This is a genomic window from Aeromonas allosaccharophila (assembly GCF_000819685.1).
GTDB classification, from domain to species: Bacteria; Pseudomonadota; Gammaproteobacteria; order Enterobacterales; family Aeromonadaceae; genus Aeromonas; species Aeromonas allosaccharophila.
Map to the genome: position 1 here is coordinate 73,695 of NZ_CDBR01000091.1, position 19,422 is coordinate 93,116.

Sequence of the window (19,422 nt, forward strand, 5' to 3'; positions counted from 1 at the left end):
ATGGTGGTTGGCTTATCAAATGGTCATGACGAGGCCGCTTTTCCCAAGGGATCACATCTAATGAAGAACATGCATGTCTTGCTGCTGTGCGGCGGCGGTGGCTCCGAGCACGAGGTTTCTCTGCGCAGCGCCAATTTCCTCGAGCAACAACTGGGCCTTTTGCCCAGTGTCGAAGTGACCCGCGTCGAGATGTTCGCCGATCGCTGGCTCAGTGCCGATGGCCGTGAGTGCAAGCTGGGGCTCGACAAGCTGCTCTCGTTTGACAGCGTGGCCCGTCCGGTGGATTACGTGGTGCCCTGCATCCACGGCTACCCGGGTGAGACCGGCGATCTGCAATCCTTCCTCGAACTGGCCGGATTGCCTTATCTCGGTTGCGATGCCGAGGCGAGCAAGATCTGCTTCAACAAGATCAGCACCAAACTGTGGCTCACCGCCATCGGCATTCCCAACACCCCTTACCTGTTCCTGACCGAGCAGAACGATGCGGCGCTCGCCGAGGCGAAAGCTGCGCTGGCCAAGTGGGGCAAGGTCTTTATCAAGGCGGCCTCCCAGGGCTCTTCCGTTGGCTGCTACTCTGCCAGCAACGAAGCAGACTTGGTGAAAGGCATTGCCGATGCTTTCGGTTACTCCGAGCAGGTTCTGATCGAGAAAGCGGTCAAGCCGCGCGAGCTGGAAGTGGCGGTTTACCAGTACGGTGACGAGCTGGTGGCCACTTACCCGGGCGAGATCTGCGTGCCGCAGGACAAGTTCTACACCTATGAAGAGAAGTACAGCAGCGCCAGCCACACCGAGACCAGCCTCAAGGCACAAGGGCTGACCCAGGCGCAGGCCGATGCTATCCACGAGTATGCCCTCAAGGCATTCCGTCAGCTGAAACTGACCCATCTGTCGCGCATCGACTTCTTCCTGACCGAGGAAGGCGAGATCCTGCTGAACGAAATCAACACCTTCCCGGGCATGACTTCCATCTCCATGTTCCCGAAACTGCTGGAGCATCACGGTCACCGCTTCGCTGACTACCTTGAGCTGATCCTGCGCAAGGCCAGCTAAGTGTGCTCTCCCGTTCATGGGAGTGAAGGATGACTCAATAAAAATCCCCGCCAACTGGCGGGGATTTTTTATACAGGTATGACCGGGGCACCAGCTGCCAGTGAGGCGCTGCGCCGGGTCGCGGCTCAAGAACGCGGGTTACGGCTTAATTCCCTCGACCCGCACCTGCAGGCTGCCTTGCGCCAGGGTGGTGATAAGCTGGTCGCCACTGCTGACCTGATCGGCGCGGCTGATGACTTCGCCGCGCGGAGTGCGGGTGATGGAGTAGCCGCGGCCCAGGGTGGCGAGCGGGCTCACCCCGTCGAGGCGGGCGGTGAGCATGGCGAGGCGGTGACTAGCAAGGTCTTGCCGCTTGGCAATCAGAGCATAGAGCCGCTCCTCGGCCAGCTGGTGGCGGCGCTTGCCAGCTGCCAATAGGCGCTCCGGACTCTTGCCCTGCAGGCGCAGCTCAAGGTTGGTGAGGCGCCGCTCACCCTGATGCAGCCGCTGGCGCAATAGCTGCTGCAAACGGCTAGAGAGTTCGTCGAGGCGCTGGGATTGTTGCTCCAGCCGCCGCTTCGGATCCTGATGGTCGAGCCGTTTTTGCAGCAGGATGAAATCGTGACGGGCGGCGGTCTGGCGGCGACTCATCGCCTGCAGCAGTCGCTGCTTGAGATGGGCGAGGCGCTGGATGCGGGCCTGATTGTCCGGCGCCACCAGTTCGGCGGCCGCCGACGGGGTTGGGGCGCGCAAGTCGGCGGCAAAGTCGCTGATGGTGACATCCACCTCGTGGCCCACCGCGCTGATAACCGGAATGGCGGAGTGGGCAATGGCGCGCGCTACCGCCTCTTCGTTAAAGCACCAGAGATCTTCGAGCGACCCGCCACCGCGGCCGACGATCAGCACATCCACCTCGGCGCGCTGGTTCGCTTTGGCTATCGCCGCGACGATCTGGCTGATGGCGGCGCTCCCTTGCACCTGGGTCGGATAGATAAAGACCGGCAGATCCGGGGCGCGGCGTTTAAGCACCGTCAGCATATCGTGCAAAGCCGCGCCAGTGGCGGAGGTGATGAGGCCCACCGCGCGCGGTTCGCGGGGCAGCGGCCGCTTGCGGCTCTCGTCAAACAGCCCTTCGGCCCCGAGGCGGCGCTTGAGCTCTTCAAAACGCAGCGCCAGCACGCCGTCGCCAGCGGGTTGCATCGACTCGATGATCAGCTGGTAGTCGCCGCGCGGCTCATAGAGGGAGACCCGCGCCTGCACCAGCACCTGCATGCCATCCTGCGGGCGGAAGGCCACCCGCCGGTTGTTGCCCTTGAACATGGCGCAGCGCACCTGCGCCGACATGTCCTTAAGCGAGAAATACCAGTGGCCGGAGCTTGGCATCGCCAGATTGGAGAGCTCGCCGGTCAGCCACACCAGCCCCAGATCCTGCTCCAGGATCATGCGCACGGCGCTGTTGAGGCGGGTGACGGTAAAGACCTGCTGCTCGCGGCCGTTCGCCGTACTGGATGGAGTAAATCGGTTCAATGGCGTACCTGTGGTCTGCTCCGGCGGGGCCGGGATAAAACGGTGGCCGCTATCTTAACCCGAAACAGGGGGAGGGCGTTAAGCAGGAGGCGCCAGCAGCAGAAAAGCAAGATTGGAAACGCTGCCGTTTATTCGGGCAGGCAGTATAGCTCCCGATAAAAGCCCTCGTGCTTGCCTGCATCTGGCCAAGTCGCGGCTTGCCTAGATGCCGTTGATTTCTCAGGTGCTGCTGATGTTCACGGCGCCACTATCTTGACCAACGTTTACTCGCCCCCTGTTTGGAGTAGCTTATGAATCCCTCAATCCGCTTAAGTTTGACGACCCGTTTGCTGCACTGGTCGGTTGCCTTGCTGATGATTGGCCTGACCCTTGTGGGCTATCTGATGGTTAAATTTGAAATATGGGATCTCTATGCCCTGCATAAATCTCTGGGGGTGATTGCACTGATCTTGATCCTGCCCCGCGCCATTCTCCGCCTTGTTAAAGGGTGGCCTGAGCCTGTTCGTCAATATCCTGTTTACGAGGCATTGGCAGCCAGGGCGATCCACTGGGGTTTGCTGATTTCAACGCTGCTTATTCCGGTGTCCGGTCTCTGTTATTCCGCAGCGGCTGGCCGAGGAGTCGCGATATTTGGCTGGTCTATTATCCCGATGAATCCAGATATCCATGATCCTGCCAACGTGATTCCATTCAGTGAATCCGTTCGGGATATGGCTCACACAGTCCATATATATGTGCCATGTATCATGCTGGCATTTTTGCTGGTGCACATTGTCGGAGCGTTGAAACATCATCTGCTGGATAAAGATAATACCTTGCTGCGGATGGTGGGGCGAAAATAATAAAGAGAGGCACCCCTTGTTGTGCCGGGAAATATATATTGGTAGCGGGCGAAATTTATTATTCAGACTGAGCAAAGGAGATTGAGGGGAGAATGATACCGGTGCGAGTGTTCACCGCGAGGGCAAGAGACAATACAAGGACACAAGACAAGGGGAGGGGGGCAGAAGCCGCTTGCCCCTGAGCCCCTGTCGACCATTCCTTTGCATGGGGGTTGCGCTGCGTCGGCACCTACCGGTTTTGCATAAATCACCGGCTAGCCAACTCTTTTGCCCCGAAATGGCGCTTTTCGTACTGATAATCTTGGTTTTTTGGCGTTTTGGCCGCCTAAAAGAGGGCTATGCCATAAAAAATTCAAAAAACTTCTTTACCAGTGACCAATGCGTGAGTAAACTTCGTCGGCAATATTTTACACCCCCACTTCCTCAACGGTGAGATATTGCCATGCTCAGGATTGCCAAAGAAGCGTTAACCTTCGACGATGTACTGTTGGTTCCCGCCCACTCCGAAGTTCTTCCCAATACTGCCGATCTGCGTACCAAGCTGACCTCCGCCATCAGCTTGAACATCCCGATGATCTCCGCTGCCATGGACACAGTGACCGAAGCCCGTCTGGCTATCGCACTGGCCCAGGAAGGCGGTATCGGCTTTATCCACAAGAACATGTCCATCGAGCAGCAGGCTGCCGAAGTGCGCAAGGTCAAGAAGTACGAGAGCGGCGTGGTCACTGACCCCGTCACCGTGCGCCCTGACATGACCATCGCCCAAATCAAGGAGCTGAGCCACAAGAATGGCTTCGCCGGTTACCCCGTGGTGACTGACGGCAATCAGCTGGTCGGTATCATCACCGGCCGTGACGTACGCTTCGTGATTGACCTCTCCCAGACCGTTGAACAGATCATGACCCAGAAAGTTCGTCTGGTCACCGTGCGTGAAGGGGCTCCTCGTGAAGAGGTGGTTGCCCTGATGCAAAAGCACCGTATCGAAAAAGTGCTGGTGGTGAACGGCGACTTCAAACTCAAGGGCATGATCACCGTTAAAGATTTCCAGAAAGCCGAGCGCAAGCCGCACGCCTGTAAAGATGACAAGGGGCGTCTGCGGGTCGGTGCTGCGGTCGGTGCCGGTGCCGGCAACGAAGAGCGCGTCGCTGCGCTGGTGGAAGCCGGTGTTGACGTGCTGCTGATCGACTCCTCCCACGGCCACTCCCAAGGCGTACTGGATCGCATCAAGGCTACTCGCGACGCCTATCCGGATCTTCAGATCATCGGTGGCAACGTTGCTACCGCCGCGGGCGCCAAGGCGCTGGCTGCAGCCGGTGTCAACGCCGTCAAGGTCGGTATCGGCCCGGGCTCCATCTGTACTACCCGTATCGTGACCGGCGTGGGCGTGCCCCAGATCACTGCCATCTCCGACGCCGTTGACGCGCTGGAAGGCACCGGTATTCCGGTTATCGCCGATGGCGGTATCCGCTTCTCCGGCGACATCGCCAAGGCCATTGCCGCGGGCGCCAGCTGCGTCATGGTAGGTTCCATGTTCGCCGGTACTGAAGAAGCGCCGGGCGAGATCGAGCTCTATCAGGGTCGCTCCTTCAAATCCTACCGTGGTATGGGTTCCTTGGGTGCTATGTCCAAAGGCTCCAGCGACCGCTACTTCCAGACCGACAACGCCGCCGACAAGCTGGTGCCGGAAGGCATCGAAGGTCGCGTGCCGTACAAGGGTCGCCTCAAAGAGATCATCCACCAGCAGATGGGCGGCCTGCGCTCCTCCATGGGCCTGACCGGCAGCGCCACCATCGACGACATGCGCACCAAGGCAGAGTTCGTGCGCATCTCCGGCGCCGGGATGAAAGAGTCCCACGTCCACGATGTGACCATTACCAAAGAAGCCCCCAACTATCGGATGGGCTGATAAAACGGGGCCCTGCGCCCCGTTTTTCCACCCTTTTTTTATCCCGTGCCCTTTGTGACAACATCAGCCTGATGCAGGAATAAAATGACTAAAGACATTCACCAGCACCGTATCCTTATCCTCGACTTCGGTTCCCAGTACACCCAGCTGATCGCCCGCCGCGTGCGCGAAATCGGCGTCTACTGCGAACTGTGGGCCTGGGACGTAACCGAAGAGCAGATCCGCGAATTCAATCCGAGCGGCATCATCCTCTCCGGCGGCCCCGAGTCCGTCACCGAAGCGGGCAGCCCGCGCGCCCCTGAGTATGTGTTCAACGCCGGTGTCCCTGTGTTCGGCATCTGCTACGGCATGCAGACCATGGCCGAGCAGCTGGGTGGCAAGGTGCAATCCTCTACCGAGCGTGAATTCGGTTACGCCAAGGTGGAAGTGCTGGGCGAAGCTGGCAAGAGCAGCGCGCTCTTGCGCAATATCGAAGATGCCATCGCTGACAACGGCAATGCCCTGCTGGATGTCTGGATGAGTCACGGTGACAAGGTCACTACCATTCCGGCCGACTTCACCACCATCGCCCAGACCCCGACCTGCCCGCACGCGGCCATGGCGTGTGAGGCCAAGCGCTTCTACGGCGTGCAGTTCCACCCGGAAGTGACCCACACCCGTCAGGGTGCCCGCATGCTGGAGCACTTCGTCAAAGACATCTGCGGCTGCGAATGCCTCTGGACCCCGGCCACCATCATTGACGACGCCGTCGCCCGCATCCGCGAGCAGGTGGGCGACGATGAAGTGATCCTCGGCCTCTCCGGCGGTGTTGACTCCTCCGTGGTCGCCATGCTGGTGCATCGCGCCATCGGCGATCGCCTGACCTGCGTCTTCGTGGACAACGGTCTGCTGCGTCTGAACGAAGGCGAGCAGGTGATGGAGATGTTTGGTGACCACTTTGGTCTGAACATCATCAAGGTTGAAGCGGAAGAGCGCTTCCTCTCTGCGCTGGCCGGTGTTGACGAGCCGGAAGCCAAGCGCAAGATCATCGGCCGCGTCTTCGTCGAAGTGTTTGATGATGAAGCGAAAAAGCTGAAAAACGCCAAGTGGTTGGCGCAAGGCACCATCTATCCGGACGTTATCGAATCCGCTGCCAGCAAGACCGGCAAGGCCCACGTCATCAAGTCTCACCACAACGTCGGCGGTCTGCCGGAAGAGATGAAGATGGGTCTGGTCGAGCCGCTGCGCGAGCTGTTCAAAGACGAAGTGCGCCGCGTTGGTCTGGAGCTGGGTCTGCCCTACGACATGCTCTACCGTCACCCGTTCCCGGGCCCGGGTCTGGGCGTACGCGTCCTTGGCGAAGTGAAGAAAGAGTACTGCGATATTCTGCGCCGCGCCGATGCGGTCTTTATCGAAGAGCTGCGTAAAGCCGACCTCTACAACCAGGTCAGCCAGGCGTTCGCCGTGTTCCTGCCGGTGCGCTCCGTTGGCGTCATGGGCGATGGTCGCAAATATGACTGGGTCATTGCGCTTCGCGCCGTCGAAACCATCGACTTTATGACCGCCCACTGGGCTCACCTGCCGTACGACTTCCTCGGTCACGTATCAAACCGCATCATCAACGAGATCAACGGTATCTCCCGCGTGGTGTACGACGTCTCCGGCAAGCCGCCCGCAACCATCGAATGGGAATAAGCGGCGCGCGCCCTTCTGCCCTTCGAGCATAAAAATGCAAAAAGACGCCCTTGAGGCGTCTTTTCTTTTCTCAATCGTTTGCGCCACACATCTTCTTTTTTCGAGCAGCTTTTTCGCCACCTTGCCCCTGTCATATGTGACAGGGGCATTTTTGCCATCCCGCACTAGGCTCTCTCATGCCAATTGAGCCCGCTATCAACAGCGGCTCGTGGCTGGGGGGAGGGCTGATCCAGTTGCAGATAGCTGCGCAAACGGGCCCATCGTTATCGTGCCAACCGGCAGTGATGACACCCCGGTGGAGACCGGAAACCACTTGAATCAACGGGGCGCAGCCCGAACGGCCAAACGAGTCGGGATCATAGAGCACGGAGAGTTTGATATGTCAGAACAAGCAGTGTTGGTGGGTGGATGGACCGCATATCACAAGCTGACCGCCGAGGATCAGGCGGTATTTGACCAGGCGCTGAAGGGATTTGTCGGGGTGCAGTACGTACCCTTTGAAGTCGCCACTCAAGTGGTGGCTGGCACCAACTACCGCTTCAAATGCAAGAGCACTGTGCCGCTTGCCAAACCGATCCATGGCGAAGCCGTGGTGCAGATCTTCAAATCACTGGACGGGGATGCCCATATTACCTCCATTACCCCGATCTGATAGGGTTGTGGGAAGGGGGAGAGATCTCCTAACTGGTTTGCTCCAGACTCCAGATAAAAGAAAAGACGCCTTAGGGCGTCTTTTCTTTATCTATGCTCCGGCACTGCTCAGACGTGGTCAGCATTTGTACTTATTGATTTATTTGTTGATCTTGCTCAGGAAACTAACATCATTCTCTTTTTCTTATCTGTCTCGCTCGTTAATCTCTTTGAGATTGCCGATTGGCAACCCTCTCTTTGAATCACATATGTAGCAGACTAGAAAAGCATATGGTAGCGGCAAAAAGTGAAAGAGATGAGGTTGTTATCTAGGGGGAATGATAACGGTGGATCCGTTCCATCTAGTTACGCTAGGTGACATAGCCGAGTTCATCCTGAATGGAGATTAGATATGTCACGAAAGAAAAAATTCGGAGTAGATGGAAAATATCATCATCCTAGGGCTGTGCTTGGTTTTGATGGTAAGTATCACTAGGTGGGAACTACCGAACAAAATTTTATTTGTCATAGAGGAAAAGATGCCAGACCCTAAACCATATAGATACCTAAACACCCTGCTAGCGAAAGCCGAACATGGTGATACTGATTTCAGAGAGTTCCTGAGTACAGATGCTCGAGTCATTTCGCTAGAAGTGTCGGAACAACACGGTTTTGAAGGTATTTTATATATAAAAATTACGCAAGAGAAACGCCCACACTGGGCATCGCTGGCAGATGCAATTGTCGGTAGGGAAATAGACCAGTTATCTAATAAATCTAGTTCAGCCGTTCTTCTTATTCGTGTTAATAGTAAGGTGCTTGCATTTACCTTTGGCTATGGTCGGTTTCTTCTTAATCCTGGGTATTTTGAACAGGATTTTGGTCTAAAAACGGCATTAAATACACTTAATCATCAGAGCTTACGCAGTGTTGAGCTTCACACACTTGAAGATCAACCTATCCAAAAGAAGTCCCAAGCTACCCGAGGTTCTGAGGCAAGCGTCTTTGGAATTGATATATTTAGAGATGTACTCCGGGCGGTCACTGGTTCACCTAGAGTTGGAATTGAGTACAAGAACATTTCTGGTGGTGATGCGATATATTCTTTTGGTATGGAAATGCTGGTGGAAGATATACCGAAAATTGCTGCAGACCTTCTTGGACACTACAATCTAGATCTTTATAAAAAATCGTTCAGTTGGGTGGATAATATTAGGCGTGTAAAAGACACCGCGTCGATTTCAGCTTTAGATGATTTATTACTTGCAGCTGTTAAGAGGCGGGATGAGTCTATTGTTGTTACATTGCCAGAGCTCATTGAGTGGGATTCTGTGCTTGGATTCAGTTTCACTCGGTCTAAACGCGATCTTTCGCCAACAATTGACACTGGTAAGTATCTTGAGAATATTGTTATTGACTCTATATCTGTCGAATCCATTCGTCGAGACCGACTTTACATTACTGATATACATGACAACGAATTTACTCACTCACTCTACGATTGCCTGTACTTCGAGTTAGATGGTATAAATTCCAAAAAAATAATTTTCGGTGGTAATTGGTATGAGATCGATAAATCTTTCATGAGTGGTATCGATGCCACGTTAGCTTTGATAAAAGTCAGTGATATCCCATTTCCCAGTATTGAAGTTTGGGAGGAAGGGGAGAAGAAAAAAATCGAGGCGGAGGGTGATTATAACGAGCGCATAGCCGTTAGCTTAGATTGCTATTTATTGGATAAGAAACTTGTGAAATGTTCGAAGACTACGTCCCCTATCGAGCTATGTGACCTTTTGACAAAAGACAAAAAACTAATTCATGTCAAGCACCGAAAAGGTGGTTCAGCTGGCCTAAGCCACTTATTTGCACAAGGTAGCATATCGGCAGAGGTTATGCTCGGTGATAGGGCATTTAGGAAAGAGGCTCGGAAAGTATTGCGTCGTATTTCAAATTCTGCACATGAGCTCATTCCTATCGACGGCTTGAAAAGCTCAGACTATGAGATTGTATTTTTGATCTTGGGTGATACTAATTTAAGTGTCAAAGAGAACCTTCCTTTTTTTAGTAAGGTTAATTTGACCCTTGCCTTCGAAAATCTTTCACAGAGAGGCTACGAGGTGAAGATTGCTGGGGCTGAAAAGGTTGTACGAGATGGCACATAAAAACATATATTTAAGAAGCGGCAGTAGGATTTATATATATTTTTTTTTGAAATGCCTATCACCTAGAATTTACATGACATAAAAGTTTTTTATCAGGGGTTTTATGAAACATCCAAAATTTAAAGGAATAGGCACTTTAGATGCTGAGTTAGATATATTTCAGAAAGAATTGCTAAGTAAAGAAATTGAATTTAACTGGATAGTTAATGAGTTAAAAAATGCAGATCCATCTGTTGATAACATTAACAGGCTCAGGCAGCAACTCAGAAGTAAGGAAAAACAGGTTATAAAGGCTCGCCGACAGGTAAAAGCGAAAAAAGATCAGCGAAATCGTAAAGTCAATGAGCGTCAGCATAGTAAGTTAGGTGGTCAAGCTAAGAAAAAGGAGCGATTAGCTTTAAATCGTGCAATCAATGAAGAAATGAAGAAGCAGGAGAATATTTTGTCTCAATTAAATAATGTAAAAATCAATGTCCCATTTCAAAAAAAAGAGCAGCAGACTGGGACTGAGTTGTTCATCTCTCACGCATCGGAAGATAAAGCTGGTTTTGTAAAACCACTCGCAGATGAATTGATAGAATTGGGCGTGTCAGTATGGTATGACGAATATACATTGCGAATAGGTGACAGTTTACGGCGTTCAATTGATAAAGGTTTGGCAGAGTCTAAATATGGTTTGATTATCCTTTCGAAAGCTTTTTTTGAAAAGAACTGGACTCAATACGAGTTAAATGGACTTGTGGTGAAGGAAATGGAAGGGAATAAGGTCATCTTACCTATTTGGCACAATATTACTAAAGATGAAATTATGCGTTTAAGTCCTTCTCTAGTTGATAAAGTAGCGCTGAATTCAGCAACGCTTACGGTGAGAGAAATTGCTGAAAAAATAGCAGATGCAGTGAAGCTACCCTAAAGAGAGGTTATGAAAGTCCGTAGGATGCAATGAACAATGTGAATTGCACCTCTACTTTTGTTTCTCATACCTTGCACAAAAGCCGCTCTGCAAATGGTGCAATGCGTTGCGCTTATTGCACCCTACGTGTTTTGTTAATCCGCTGGGGTGGGGTGGCTAGGCACCATGTCTTGCCAAGGCAACAAAAGGGGCGATTTGCGCCCCGATTTTTCTTATGTCCCCGTTTTATATCGCCACACGCTTGTCTGGCGCAGTCTGATTGTCTGCTGAGTCACTACTAACACTCCTGTTTCGTCACCCCTATCAGGCCGGGCAGAAAAAGGCCACGTTTACTCATACCTCGCCGCTTCCCAGGCGTGTATCGCCTGTTTGCGGGTCTCGCCCCAGTGATAGCCGCCGAGTTTGCCGTTTTGCTGAATGACTCTGTGACAGGGGATCATCAAGGCGACGGGGTTGGCGCCCACCGCCAGCCCCACGGCGCGGGTGGCCTTGGGATTGCCGACGGCGCTCGCCACCTGGGCGTAGCTCACCACCTTGGCGGGCGGGATCAGCAGCAGCGCCCGCCAGACGCTGATCTGAAAGTTGGTACCGCTCACGTGCAGCGAGATGGGGCGATCCGGCGCCTTGCTGCCATCGAACATGGTGTTGATGACCCCTTGGGTGCGTGATGGCGCTTCTTGCAACGTTGCCTCAGGCCAGCTGCGGGCGAGGGTGGCCAGTGGCGCCTCTGGGGCCTTGTCATCGAGAAACGAGAAGTTGCACACCCCCCGTGGGGTCAGGGCGACGAATGCCTGACCAAAGGGGGTGTCGTGCACCCCGTGATCGATAACCAGCCCGGCCCCGCGCTGCTTGTACTCGCCCGGCGTCACCGCTTCGAGCTGCACGAAGTGATCGTAGAGCCGCGAGCCGCTGCTAAGGCCCAGGGTATCGGCCACCTCCAGCAGCGGGCGCGACTCCTGCAACAGTGCCTTGGCCCGCTCCAGGGTCAGCACCTGCAGATAGCGTTTGGGCGTCACTCCGGCCCAGCGGCTGAACAGCCGCTGGAAGTGAAAGGGACTTAAGTGCACGTGCGCCGCTATCTCGTCCAGAGTGGGCTGGCGCTCCACCTGACTTGCGATAAAACGGATGGCATCGGCGATGCGGGCGTAATCAGACATAAGGCGCTCTCACGATAAGGTTTCGGTCGCAGGATCTTGGGGGCGACAACGTCATGTACGACAAATTGATACCCCACCATCGGCCAGCAGGGCAATGCCGGTGGTAAAGCTGGATGCATCGGACGCGAGATAAAGGGCCGAGCGGGCGATCTCCTCCGGTTGGGCCAGCCGTTTGAGGGCATGCATATTCTGCACAAAGGCGAGGCTCTCTGGCGTATTGGCAAAAGCCCGCCCCATGGGAGTGTCGGTGCCCCCCGGCAGCAGGGCGTTGACCCGAATCCCTTGTGCCCCATACTCGGCGGCCAGCACCCGGGTCAGGCCAATCAGGCCCGCCTTGCTCGCCGCATAGGCCGCCATGCCGGGCAGCCCCAGGGTATGGCCGACAAAGGTAGAGGTAAAAATAAGCGAGCCGCCGCCACGCGCCAGCATGGCGGGGATCTGGTACTTGGCCCCCACAAAGGCGCTGGTGAGGTTGGTATCCAGCGTTTCCTGCCACTGCGTCAGCTCAAGCTCCTCCACGCTGCCCGGCGTGCCAGTGGTACCTGCGTTGTTGAAGGCGATATCTAGCCCGCCGAAACGGGTCAGCGCGAGCTCCACCAGGTCGCGGGCGTAAGTCTCGCTTTTCACATCTCCTGCGAGACTCACCGCCTGGCCCCCCTTGTGGCGGATCTCCTCCACCAGCAGATCCAGCTCGGGTTGGCGGCGGGCACCGACGACGACGCTGGCCCCTTCGCGGGCAAACAGGATGGCGCTGGCGCGACCGATGCCGGAGCTGGCGCCGGTGATAATGGCGACCTTGTTGGACAGTAATGACATGGCAGTTCCCTCGCTGAGTGTGTTGTGCGTCTGCTAAGTGGTACACAGGGTTGGCTGTGGGTTGGAACTCCAATAGGTTCCAACCGACTTGGGTTTGGCCCCCACTATGGCAACCACTCCTTGCCGGGACGACCCGAATCTTGCTCTCTTTGTTCCCGAGTCGTTTTGCTACATGTCGATACAGGCCTTTGCGGCAACAAAAGGGGCGATCTGCGCCCCGAATTCTTTATAATGCCCCCCTTTAAAACCGCCGGACCTCGGTTCGGCGCGCGCTGATGGTCGCTGTGCCATCAGGTAGATCATCAGGATTGAGAAACGGTTATGCATACTCTGGAACAGCTGCGCGCAGGTGAACTGTGCGGTGCCCGCCATCTGAAGCTCTCTGAAAACCTCGCGGTTTTCCCCCCCGAGATTTTGAGCCTGAAAGAGACGCTGGAGGTGCTGGATCTAACCGACAACCAGCTAAGCACGCTCCCCGACGAGCTGGCCGGGTTTGGCAAACTGCGCATTATCTTCTGCTCCGAGAACCGCTTTACCGAGCTGCCCGAGGTGCTGGGGCGTTGCCCGGCGCTCACCATGGTGGGTTTTAAGGCCAACCAGATCGTCACAGTTTCGGCCAAGGCGCTACCTGCGGGGTTACGCTGGTTGATCCTGACCGACAATGCGGTGGAACAGTTGCCCGATGAGCTGGGCCAGTGCGACGCTCTGCAAAAGCTGATGCTGGCGGGCAACCGCCTGCGCGAGCTGCCGGCAAGTCTTGCCAACTGCCGCAATCTTGAGTTGTTGCGTATCGCCGCCAACCGCATCGAACGCTTCCCCGAGTGGTTGCTCTCGCTGCCGCGCCTTTCATGGCTCGCCTACTCCGGCAACCCCTTTAGCGAAGGGGCGGAGGCGCGGGCCATCGATGATGCCCATGTCACGCCTCTTGCCTGGGAGACGTTGGCGCTGGGTGAGCTACTGGGGCAGGGAGCATCCGGCGTTATCCATCGCGCCACCCTTGTGGGTAATACTGCTGATGAAGTGACTCAGGCGAGCGATAGAGGCGATGGCAATCAGGTGGCGGTCAAGCTGTTCAAGGGGGCGGTGACCAGCGACGGGCTGCCCCGCTGCGAGATGGCGGCATCGCTGGCGGCGGGCAGCCATCCCAACCTTATCAAGGTGATAGGCAAGGTGGCGGATCACCCCTCCGGCATTCCGGCGTTGGTGATGGAGCTGATCGATCCGGCCTTTGCCAATCTGGCCGGGCCGCCGAGCCTGGACTCCTGTACCCGGGATGTCTATCCCGAGGGGCTGCATCTGAGTGTGCCAGATGCGCTGGCGATGGCCCACGGCATCGCCTCGGTGGCGGGCCATCTGCACCGCGCGGGCATCATGCACGGGGATCTCTACGGTCACAATATCCTGTTTGCCCGTGGGTCTGACACGCCGGCTCGCGTTCTGCTGGGGGATTTTGGTGCGGCCTCTTTGTATGAGCGCAGCGACCGCGAGCGGGCCGTGGGCCTTGAGCGGTTGGAAGTGCGCGCCTTTGGCTGCCTGCTGGAGGAGCTGCTGGCCCATTGCGATACGCAAGACTCACTGCTTGATGGGTTGCATCAGCTCAAAGCGGCCTGCCTCTCGGAACTCCCAGCCGAACGCCCCGATTTTGCTTATATCGAGCGTCAGCTGGCGGCTGCTCGCGCCACGCTGTCGTGACTTTTTTGGCGTTGGTAGGCACGTTTTGGCTTGCCAACGTCATTCCCTTCTTTCATTAATGGCTATCAATGCATGACGTATTTGCATGGATTGGTGTGCCTTGTCCGTTATAAATGCAGCCAATAGCGCCCATTGCGACAGTGAAGCGCACGGCAAGATGACGTCCCGCCATTCGCCCGATAACACGCAGAGGTTGCGCGGCAAAAAGGGGAGGGCAGAGGGTTGCGCGGTGCCGGTTAAGTTGTGATATTGAGGCATCTTTAGTACAGAAGGGTAATAACGATGGAAGCTGCGTTTTGGCATCAGCGTTGGGAAGAGAACCGGATTGGCTTTCATCAGGCGGACTTCAACCACTGGCTGCAATCCTGGTGGTCGGCCCAGCAAGCGGACGAGCCGGTGCTGGTTCCCCTGTGCGGCAAGTCCCGCGACATGCTCTGGCTGAGCGCTCAGGGTCATCCGGTCGACGGTTTCGAGCTATCGAGCCTTGCCGTCAGCCAGTTCTTCAGTGAAAACCAGCTCGCCGCGACCGTGAGCGAAGTGTGCCCTTATCAGTGCCATCAAGTAGACAGCCTGCGCATTTTTCAGGGGGATTTTTTCGCCGCCCCCAGTCTGGGTCGCCGTTACCGGCTGGTCTATGACCGCGCGGCGCTGATCGCCCTGCCGACCGCGATGCGCCGCCAGTATGCAGCCCTGATCAGTTCGCTGGTCGAGACCGGTGGCCAGATCCTGCTGGTGACCCTCGAATATCAGCCGGAGCAGCAGAGTCAGCCCCCCTTCTCGGTGGGTGAGATGGAGGTGCGAGCCCTGTTCGAGCGCGATTTTCGTATTGAGGTGCTGGGGCGCGCCGCCGAGGTGGATCACCCGCGGGTGTTGTCGGGTCAGCTCTCCTACTTCGATGAGGTGGCCTACCGACTGGTTCGCCGGGGTTAACGGGCAGCTAGCGGGCGGCCAAAGGGTGATCTGCGCCGACAAATCATCGGGCTATGCGCTCTTCGCTACCTCCTTTGACGTAGATCAACGTGACTGACGGGGGGAGTGCCTAATATGAGGCTGTTTCTCAATCACTGTTGGCATTGCAAAGCGAGTATCGGGTCTTTCCCGCTTGCTGATCAGCAACTCAGTGTCTGATTTTCACGCTCATGTTCACTTTTGGCGGCTTTGGTCGCAATTGTTATGGTTTTTCCAGCCGACCCTGATGGGTCGGCTTTTTATTGTCTGTGATTTGCGGTGGGCAGGAAAAACGGGGGATGTCGAGGCCTGATCAGGCCTCGAAGGTGGCGGCATTGAGCCGAAATGCCCGTGGATCGTCGATAAACTGGCCGGTGATCCGCTCGTCATGTTCGTGCCCCTGACCATAGCTACAGAGGATCAGTCGATCGGAGGTGCGCGAGCGCAGCTGGGTGATAAAGCGCACCAGATCGGCGCGGCTCAACTTGCCCACCTCGTCGCAGACTCTTTCGCGCTGATCAAACCCCAGATCCTTGTTGCCGATGCTGACCCACAGCCGCTGGCCGCGACTGCGCAGGTTGGCATCCCGCTCGCTCAGCTGGGCTTGCAGCCCCGCCTTGCTCTCCTGCCACTGCTGCTCGGTGAATTCGAGCATGGCGAGCGGGAAGAGGTCGATAAACTCCTCCACCGCATCCAGCAGGATCTGCGGCCCCGCCACCGGCGACTGGATATAGAAGATCAGGCCCGGATGGCGATTGAGGGGCAGGTTGCCAGCGCCCACCACATAACCCAGTTGCTGGCGGGTGCGCAGCTCGTGGAAGAAGGTGGAGGACATGATGTGGTTCGCCAAAGTGAAGCAGGCGAGATCTCGCGCCCGGGTGGTACGGGACTGGTAGTAGACCAGCAGTGCCGAGTCTTCGTGATCGCAACCCTGCTCGCGAATAAGGGTGCCCCTGTCCTGAATGGAGATGAGCGGGCGGCGGGTCTCGCCACTCGGCTTGCTGCTGGTGCCATTGATATCGCTCAGGTGACGCTCCATCAGGGCGGCCAGCTCCAGCGCTTCGGCGGCAGTCCAGTCGCCATGCACCAGGGCTTCGACATGCACCTCGCCAAACAGCTGGGCCACGAAGCCGGGCATCTCTTCCAGCTCGACGGTGCGCAGGTGACGCAGCAACTGCTCGAATGGCGGGTTGTTGGGTTGCAACAGGCTGGTGAGCTGGTTAAAGAGCTGGGAGATGGGGCGCGCCTTGGACTGGTTGTCCCAGTTGCGAATGAGCTGCTCCTTGATCTCGGCGAAGCGACCCGGATCCGGATACCCCAGGGTGCGGTTGCCGAGGATCATGTCGAGCAACAGCGGCTGCTTGTCGGCAAAACCGCTCAGGTTGATGGTAAAGCCCCCCTGATGGGCATAGATCTGGTAACCCAGCCCCGCCAGCTCCGCCGGATAGGTGAGGGCGTTGAGGTGGTCGGCCAACAGCTCCACGGCGAGGCGCGCCATGGCGATATTGCGCGGATTTTTGACCGCATGTTCGCTGTCGATGGAGATATAGAGATTGCCCTTGGGCACACTGAACAGGTGCTCATGGAGGTGCCAGAGGCGAAAACCGGGGCGATCGATAAGGCATGCGGGCATGTCGGCGGCAAGCTCTGGCGCGCGCGGATCGAGCCGGCTGCTGATAAAGGGGTTGGGCTTGGGCAGCGCCAGCGCCGGATCCGGCTCGCTCTGCTGCCAGCGAATTTTCTCGGCCTCGGTAATGGTCGCCACGCTGTAGGGGGTCTGATACCAGCGGGCCAGCCGATCGGTCGCTACTTCCGGCGCAGTGATGGTAATACGCAAATTGTGCGGGGTGAGCTTGGCGAGGAAGCGGCGGATCAGCTGCTCGTCATATTCGCGCATCATGTAGTCGCCGTAGAGCAGATCCTCAGGCTGGTAACTAAAGAGGTTGAGCACCAGCCCCGACACCGTATCGAGGGGGCGGCCGCGCTCCTGAAAGCGAAACGCCGATTCGAGCACGGTCCGTTTTTCGTCATAGCGCCAGCTCTGCAGCCCTTCGCGGCCAATCAGTTTCAGATAGCCAAACAGGGCGGCGAGGATGTCATCCACATGCTCAAGGCCCAAGGGGGTCAGGCCAAAGTTGACGCCAAAATCCTTGAAGTTGGCGCCGCTGATGCCACCACCTGCCGAGAGCTGGTTGACCCAGCCTTTCGCCTTGAGCAGGGAGAGCAGGCTGCCATCCCCCTCGTAGCCAATCAGATGGCTCAGGAAGGTGAGGGGCTTTTTGTCGTAAAACTCGTCCACATTGGGCAAGGGGAAGCTCAGCGACAGCTTGCGGGTCTCCTTGACCGGATTGATGTGGATGCGCACGCCGAGATCATCGAGCCGATAGAGCGGCATGGTGAGAGTCGGGGTTCCCAAATTGCGATTCAAAATGGGAGCAAAGTAGCGACAGCACCACTGCAACTGGGTATCGATGGATTCCGGCGAGATCATCACCAACGCCATGCGATCCGCGCTGTAGTGGCTTTCGTAAAAACGGATAAGGTCGGAGCGCAGATCCCGTCCCGGCAGATCGGCCAGGGTATCGAGGTTGCCCACCGAGAACTTGGAGAAGGGGTGCGCCGGGTTGACCGTCTCTTTATGCACCTGATAGCTGCGGCGCATGTCATCCTGCAGCTTGAGGCGATACTCGGAGTCGACCGCGTTGCGCTCCTTGTCCACCCACTCCGGATCAAAGGTGGGGCAGATAAAGAACTGGGAGAAGCGATCCAGCCCTGCTTCGAAGAAGCCGTTGTCGATCTCGAAGAAGAAGTTGGTGAACTCGGTACCGGTCCAGGCGTTGTTGCTGCCGCCATGACGGCTCATAAATTGCTGGTACTCACCAGGCTTGGGGTAGGTGCAGGTGCCGAGAAACAGCATGTGCTCGAGAAAATGGGCCATTCCCTGCCGATCGGCGGGGTCGTCAAAATGGCCGGTATTGACCGCCAGCGAGGCGGCGGATTTGTCGGTGTCGGGATCACAAATCAACAAGACCCTGAGCCGGTTGGCCAGCTCCAGAAAATGGTATTGCCGATGGTCATTGGGACTGGCATATGGGCTCATTGGCGTGTGACTCACGTTGGATTTATTTGAATTTAAACATGATTATCGACCCCGCTATCCCGTCAGGCAAACCCTTTTCTGAGAGGTAGCGCAATTGTTTCCACACCCGTGGCGGGGTAAGATCCCCCGGCTATCAAAACAGGCCCGTTGGGCGAGGTTGTAATGAAGATCTATATCATGCGTCATGGCCAGGCTGGCATGAATGCGAAAACAGATGAACAGCGTCCATTGACCGAGCAGGGTATTGAAGAGTCTATCCAGATGGCCCGCTGGCTGGCGCCTCAGCTGATTGGCCCGCTGGATCGGGTGATCCACAGCAACTATCTGCGGGCACGCCAGACCTGGCAAGCCATATGCAGTGAATTACCTGACGCAGCAGCCGTTGAAGAGAGTGGCGACATTACCCCTTACGGTGATCCCGCTTTCGTGGCCAGCTACCTCACCACTTTGGCTGAACAACATGACCAAATCCTGATGGTCAGCCATCTGCCGCTGGTGGGTTATCTGGTGCAAAGCCTCTGCCCGACCGCAGGAGCACCCATGTTCGCCACCTCGGGGATCGCCTGTATCGAGTGGCACGATGGCAAAGGAGCCTTGCTCTGGCTCGAAGGGCCGCATACAATAGGCTAAAAGTTAATAAAAAGTTATAGATTGAATTTTTTGGGAAGAGATGGGCGAGTTTTCCGGATTTTTATAAATACTTTACGGAATTAATTCGCAGAAGCTGCTGTCATACGGATACAACTGCAAGAGGTTGCAAACGATGAGAGTGTTCAAGAAGTACCTGCCACTGATGGTGGCAAAGCACGTCAAAACCTTCTTTAAAGGTCGGATTTACATCCATGGTCGGGGGCGGTTTGATTTCCAATCCGGTTTGTTGCTGATGCCGAATCCGGCGGATATTCCCCACCGCCAGACAGTCACCGAGGTCAACGAGCTGATCTCCAGACTGCACATGGATGCCGCGTGATGCGCTTCTGAACCTGTTTCTGCACTGATATGCCCGCACTTTTGCGGGCATATTTG

The 19,422-nt window shown here is 56.2% G+C and carries 15 protein-coding genes; 11 read left to right on the top strand and 4 right to left on the bottom strand.

Annotation, left to right across the window (positions count from 1 at the left end; genetic code table 11):
• Nucleotides 1-60 precede the first annotated feature (60 nt).
• Nucleotides 61-1,050: a D-alanine--D-alanine ligase gene (locus BN1115_RS15835; protein WP_042657909.1), complete on the top strand. Its 990-nt coding sequence runs from the start codon at nt 61-63 to the stop codon at nt 1,048-1,050.
• A 138-nt stretch (nt 1,051-1,188) separates the two neighbouring features.
• Here BN1115_RS15835 and xseA read toward each other — a convergent pair whose 3' ends face one another.
• Nucleotides 1,189-2,556 (bottom strand): exodeoxyribonuclease VII large subunit, encoded by a 1,368-nt coding sequence (gene xseA / locus BN1115_RS15840; protein WP_042657910.1) that lies wholly within the window; start codon nt 2,554-2,556, stop codon nt 1,189-1,191.
• A 290-nt stretch (nt 2,557-2,846) separates the two neighbouring features.
• Here xseA and BN1115_RS15845 point away from each other — a divergent pair, with 290 nt between their 5' ends.
• The 6 genes from BN1115_RS15845 to BN1115_RS15870 all read left to right on the top strand — a co-directional run bounded on the left by BN1115_RS15845 (nt 2,847) and on the right by BN1115_RS15870 (nt 10,683).
• Nucleotides 2,847-3,398, top strand: a complete 552-nt coding sequence (locus tag BN1115_RS15845) for a cytochrome b (protein ID WP_042657911.1) — start codon at nt 2,847-2,849, stop codon at nt 3,396-3,398.
• A 442-nt stretch (nt 3,399-3,840) separates the two neighbouring features.
• Nucleotides 3,841-5,304 carry an IMP dehydrogenase gene (gene guaB, locus BN1115_RS15850; RefSeq protein WP_042657912.1) on the top strand — a complete coding sequence of 488 codons (1,464 nt, stop codon included), beginning with the start codon at nt 3,841-3,843 and terminating at the stop codon, nt 5,302-5,304.
• A gap of 84 nt (nt 5,305-5,388) precedes the next feature.
• Complete coding sequence (gene guaA, locus BN1115_RS15855) at nt 5,389-6,978, top strand: glutamine-hydrolyzing GMP synthase (protein WP_019445882.1); 1,590 nt, start codon at nt 5,389-5,391, stop codon at nt 6,976-6,978.
• Nucleotides 6,979-7,357: 379 nt separating this feature from the next.
• Entirely contained in the window at nt 7,358-7,630 is a 273-nt protein-coding gene (locus BN1115_RS15860) for a hypothetical protein (protein WP_042657913.1), read from the top strand.
• A 418-nt stretch (nt 7,631-8,048) separates the two neighbouring features.
• Nucleotides 8,049-9,770: a TIGR04141 family sporadically distributed protein gene (locus tag BN1115_RS15865; RefSeq protein WP_208597766.1), complete on the top strand. Its 1,722-nt coding sequence runs from the start codon at nt 8,049-8,051 to the stop codon at nt 9,768-9,770.
• A gap of 103 nt (nt 9,771-9,873) precedes the next feature.
• Nucleotides 9,874-10,683: a toll/interleukin-1 receptor domain-containing protein gene (locus BN1115_RS15870; RefSeq protein WP_042657914.1), complete on the top strand. Its 810-nt coding sequence runs from the start codon at nt 9,874-9,876 to the stop codon at nt 10,681-10,683.
• A 329-nt stretch (nt 10,684-11,012) separates the two neighbouring features.
• On the opposite strand, the gene BN1115_RS15875 is transcribed toward BN1115_RS15870, so the two are convergent.
• Together BN1115_RS15875 and BN1115_RS15880 are read right to left on the bottom strand one after the other, a co-directional pair.
• Nucleotides 11,013-11,840 (bottom strand): bifunctional transcriptional activator/DNA repair enzyme AdaA, encoded by an 828-nt coding sequence (locus tag BN1115_RS15875; protein WP_042657915.1) that lies wholly within the window; start codon nt 11,838-11,840, stop codon nt 11,013-11,015.
• A 51-nt stretch (nt 11,841-11,891) separates the two neighbouring features.
• Nucleotides 11,892-12,656, bottom strand: coding sequence for an SDR family oxidoreductase (locus tag BN1115_RS15880; protein ID WP_042657916.1), 765 nt, complete (start codon nt 12,654-12,656; stop codon nt 11,892-11,894).
• A gap of 321 nt (nt 12,657-12,977) precedes the next feature.
• On the opposite strand from BN1115_RS15880, the gene BN1115_RS15885 reads away from it, so the two are divergent.
• Together BN1115_RS15885 and BN1115_RS15890 are read left to right on the top strand one after the other, a co-directional pair.
• Nucleotides 12,978-14,348 carry a leucine-rich repeat-containing protein kinase family protein gene (locus BN1115_RS15885; RefSeq protein ID WP_042657917.1) on the top strand — a complete coding sequence of 457 codons (1,371 nt, stop codon included), beginning with the start codon at nt 12,978-12,980 and terminating at the stop codon, nt 14,346-14,348.
• A gap of 282 nt (nt 14,349-14,630) precedes the next feature.
• Complete coding sequence (locus BN1115_RS15890) at nt 14,631-15,278, top strand: thiopurine S-methyltransferase (protein WP_042657918.1); 648 nt, start codon at nt 14,631-14,633, stop codon at nt 15,276-15,278.
• A gap of 331 nt (nt 15,279-15,609) precedes the next feature.
• On the opposite strand, the gene BN1115_RS15895 is transcribed toward BN1115_RS15890, so the two are convergent.
• On the bottom strand, nt 15,610-18,396 hold the full coding sequence (locus BN1115_RS15895; protein WP_042657919.1) for an insulinase family protein: 2,787 nt from the start codon (nt 18,394-18,396) through the stop codon (nt 15,610-15,612).
• Nucleotides 18,397-18,558: 162 nt separating this feature from the next.
• On the opposite strand from BN1115_RS15895, the gene sixA reads away from it, so the two are divergent.
• Both sixA and BN1115_RS15905 read left to right on the top strand, forming a co-directional pair.
• A complete protein-coding gene (gene sixA, locus BN1115_RS15900) occupies nt 18,559-19,026 on the top strand; it encodes a phosphohistidine phosphatase SixA (RefSeq protein WP_042657920.1) in 468 nt (155 codons plus the stop codon).
• 133 nt (nt 19,027-19,159) lie between these two features.
• On the top strand, nt 19,160-19,366 hold the full coding sequence (locus BN1115_RS15905) for a DUF1107 domain-containing protein (RefSeq protein WP_005336998.1): 207 nt from the start codon (nt 19,160-19,162) through the stop codon (nt 19,364-19,366).
• The last annotated feature ends 56 nt before the right edge of the window (nt 19,367-19,422 follow it).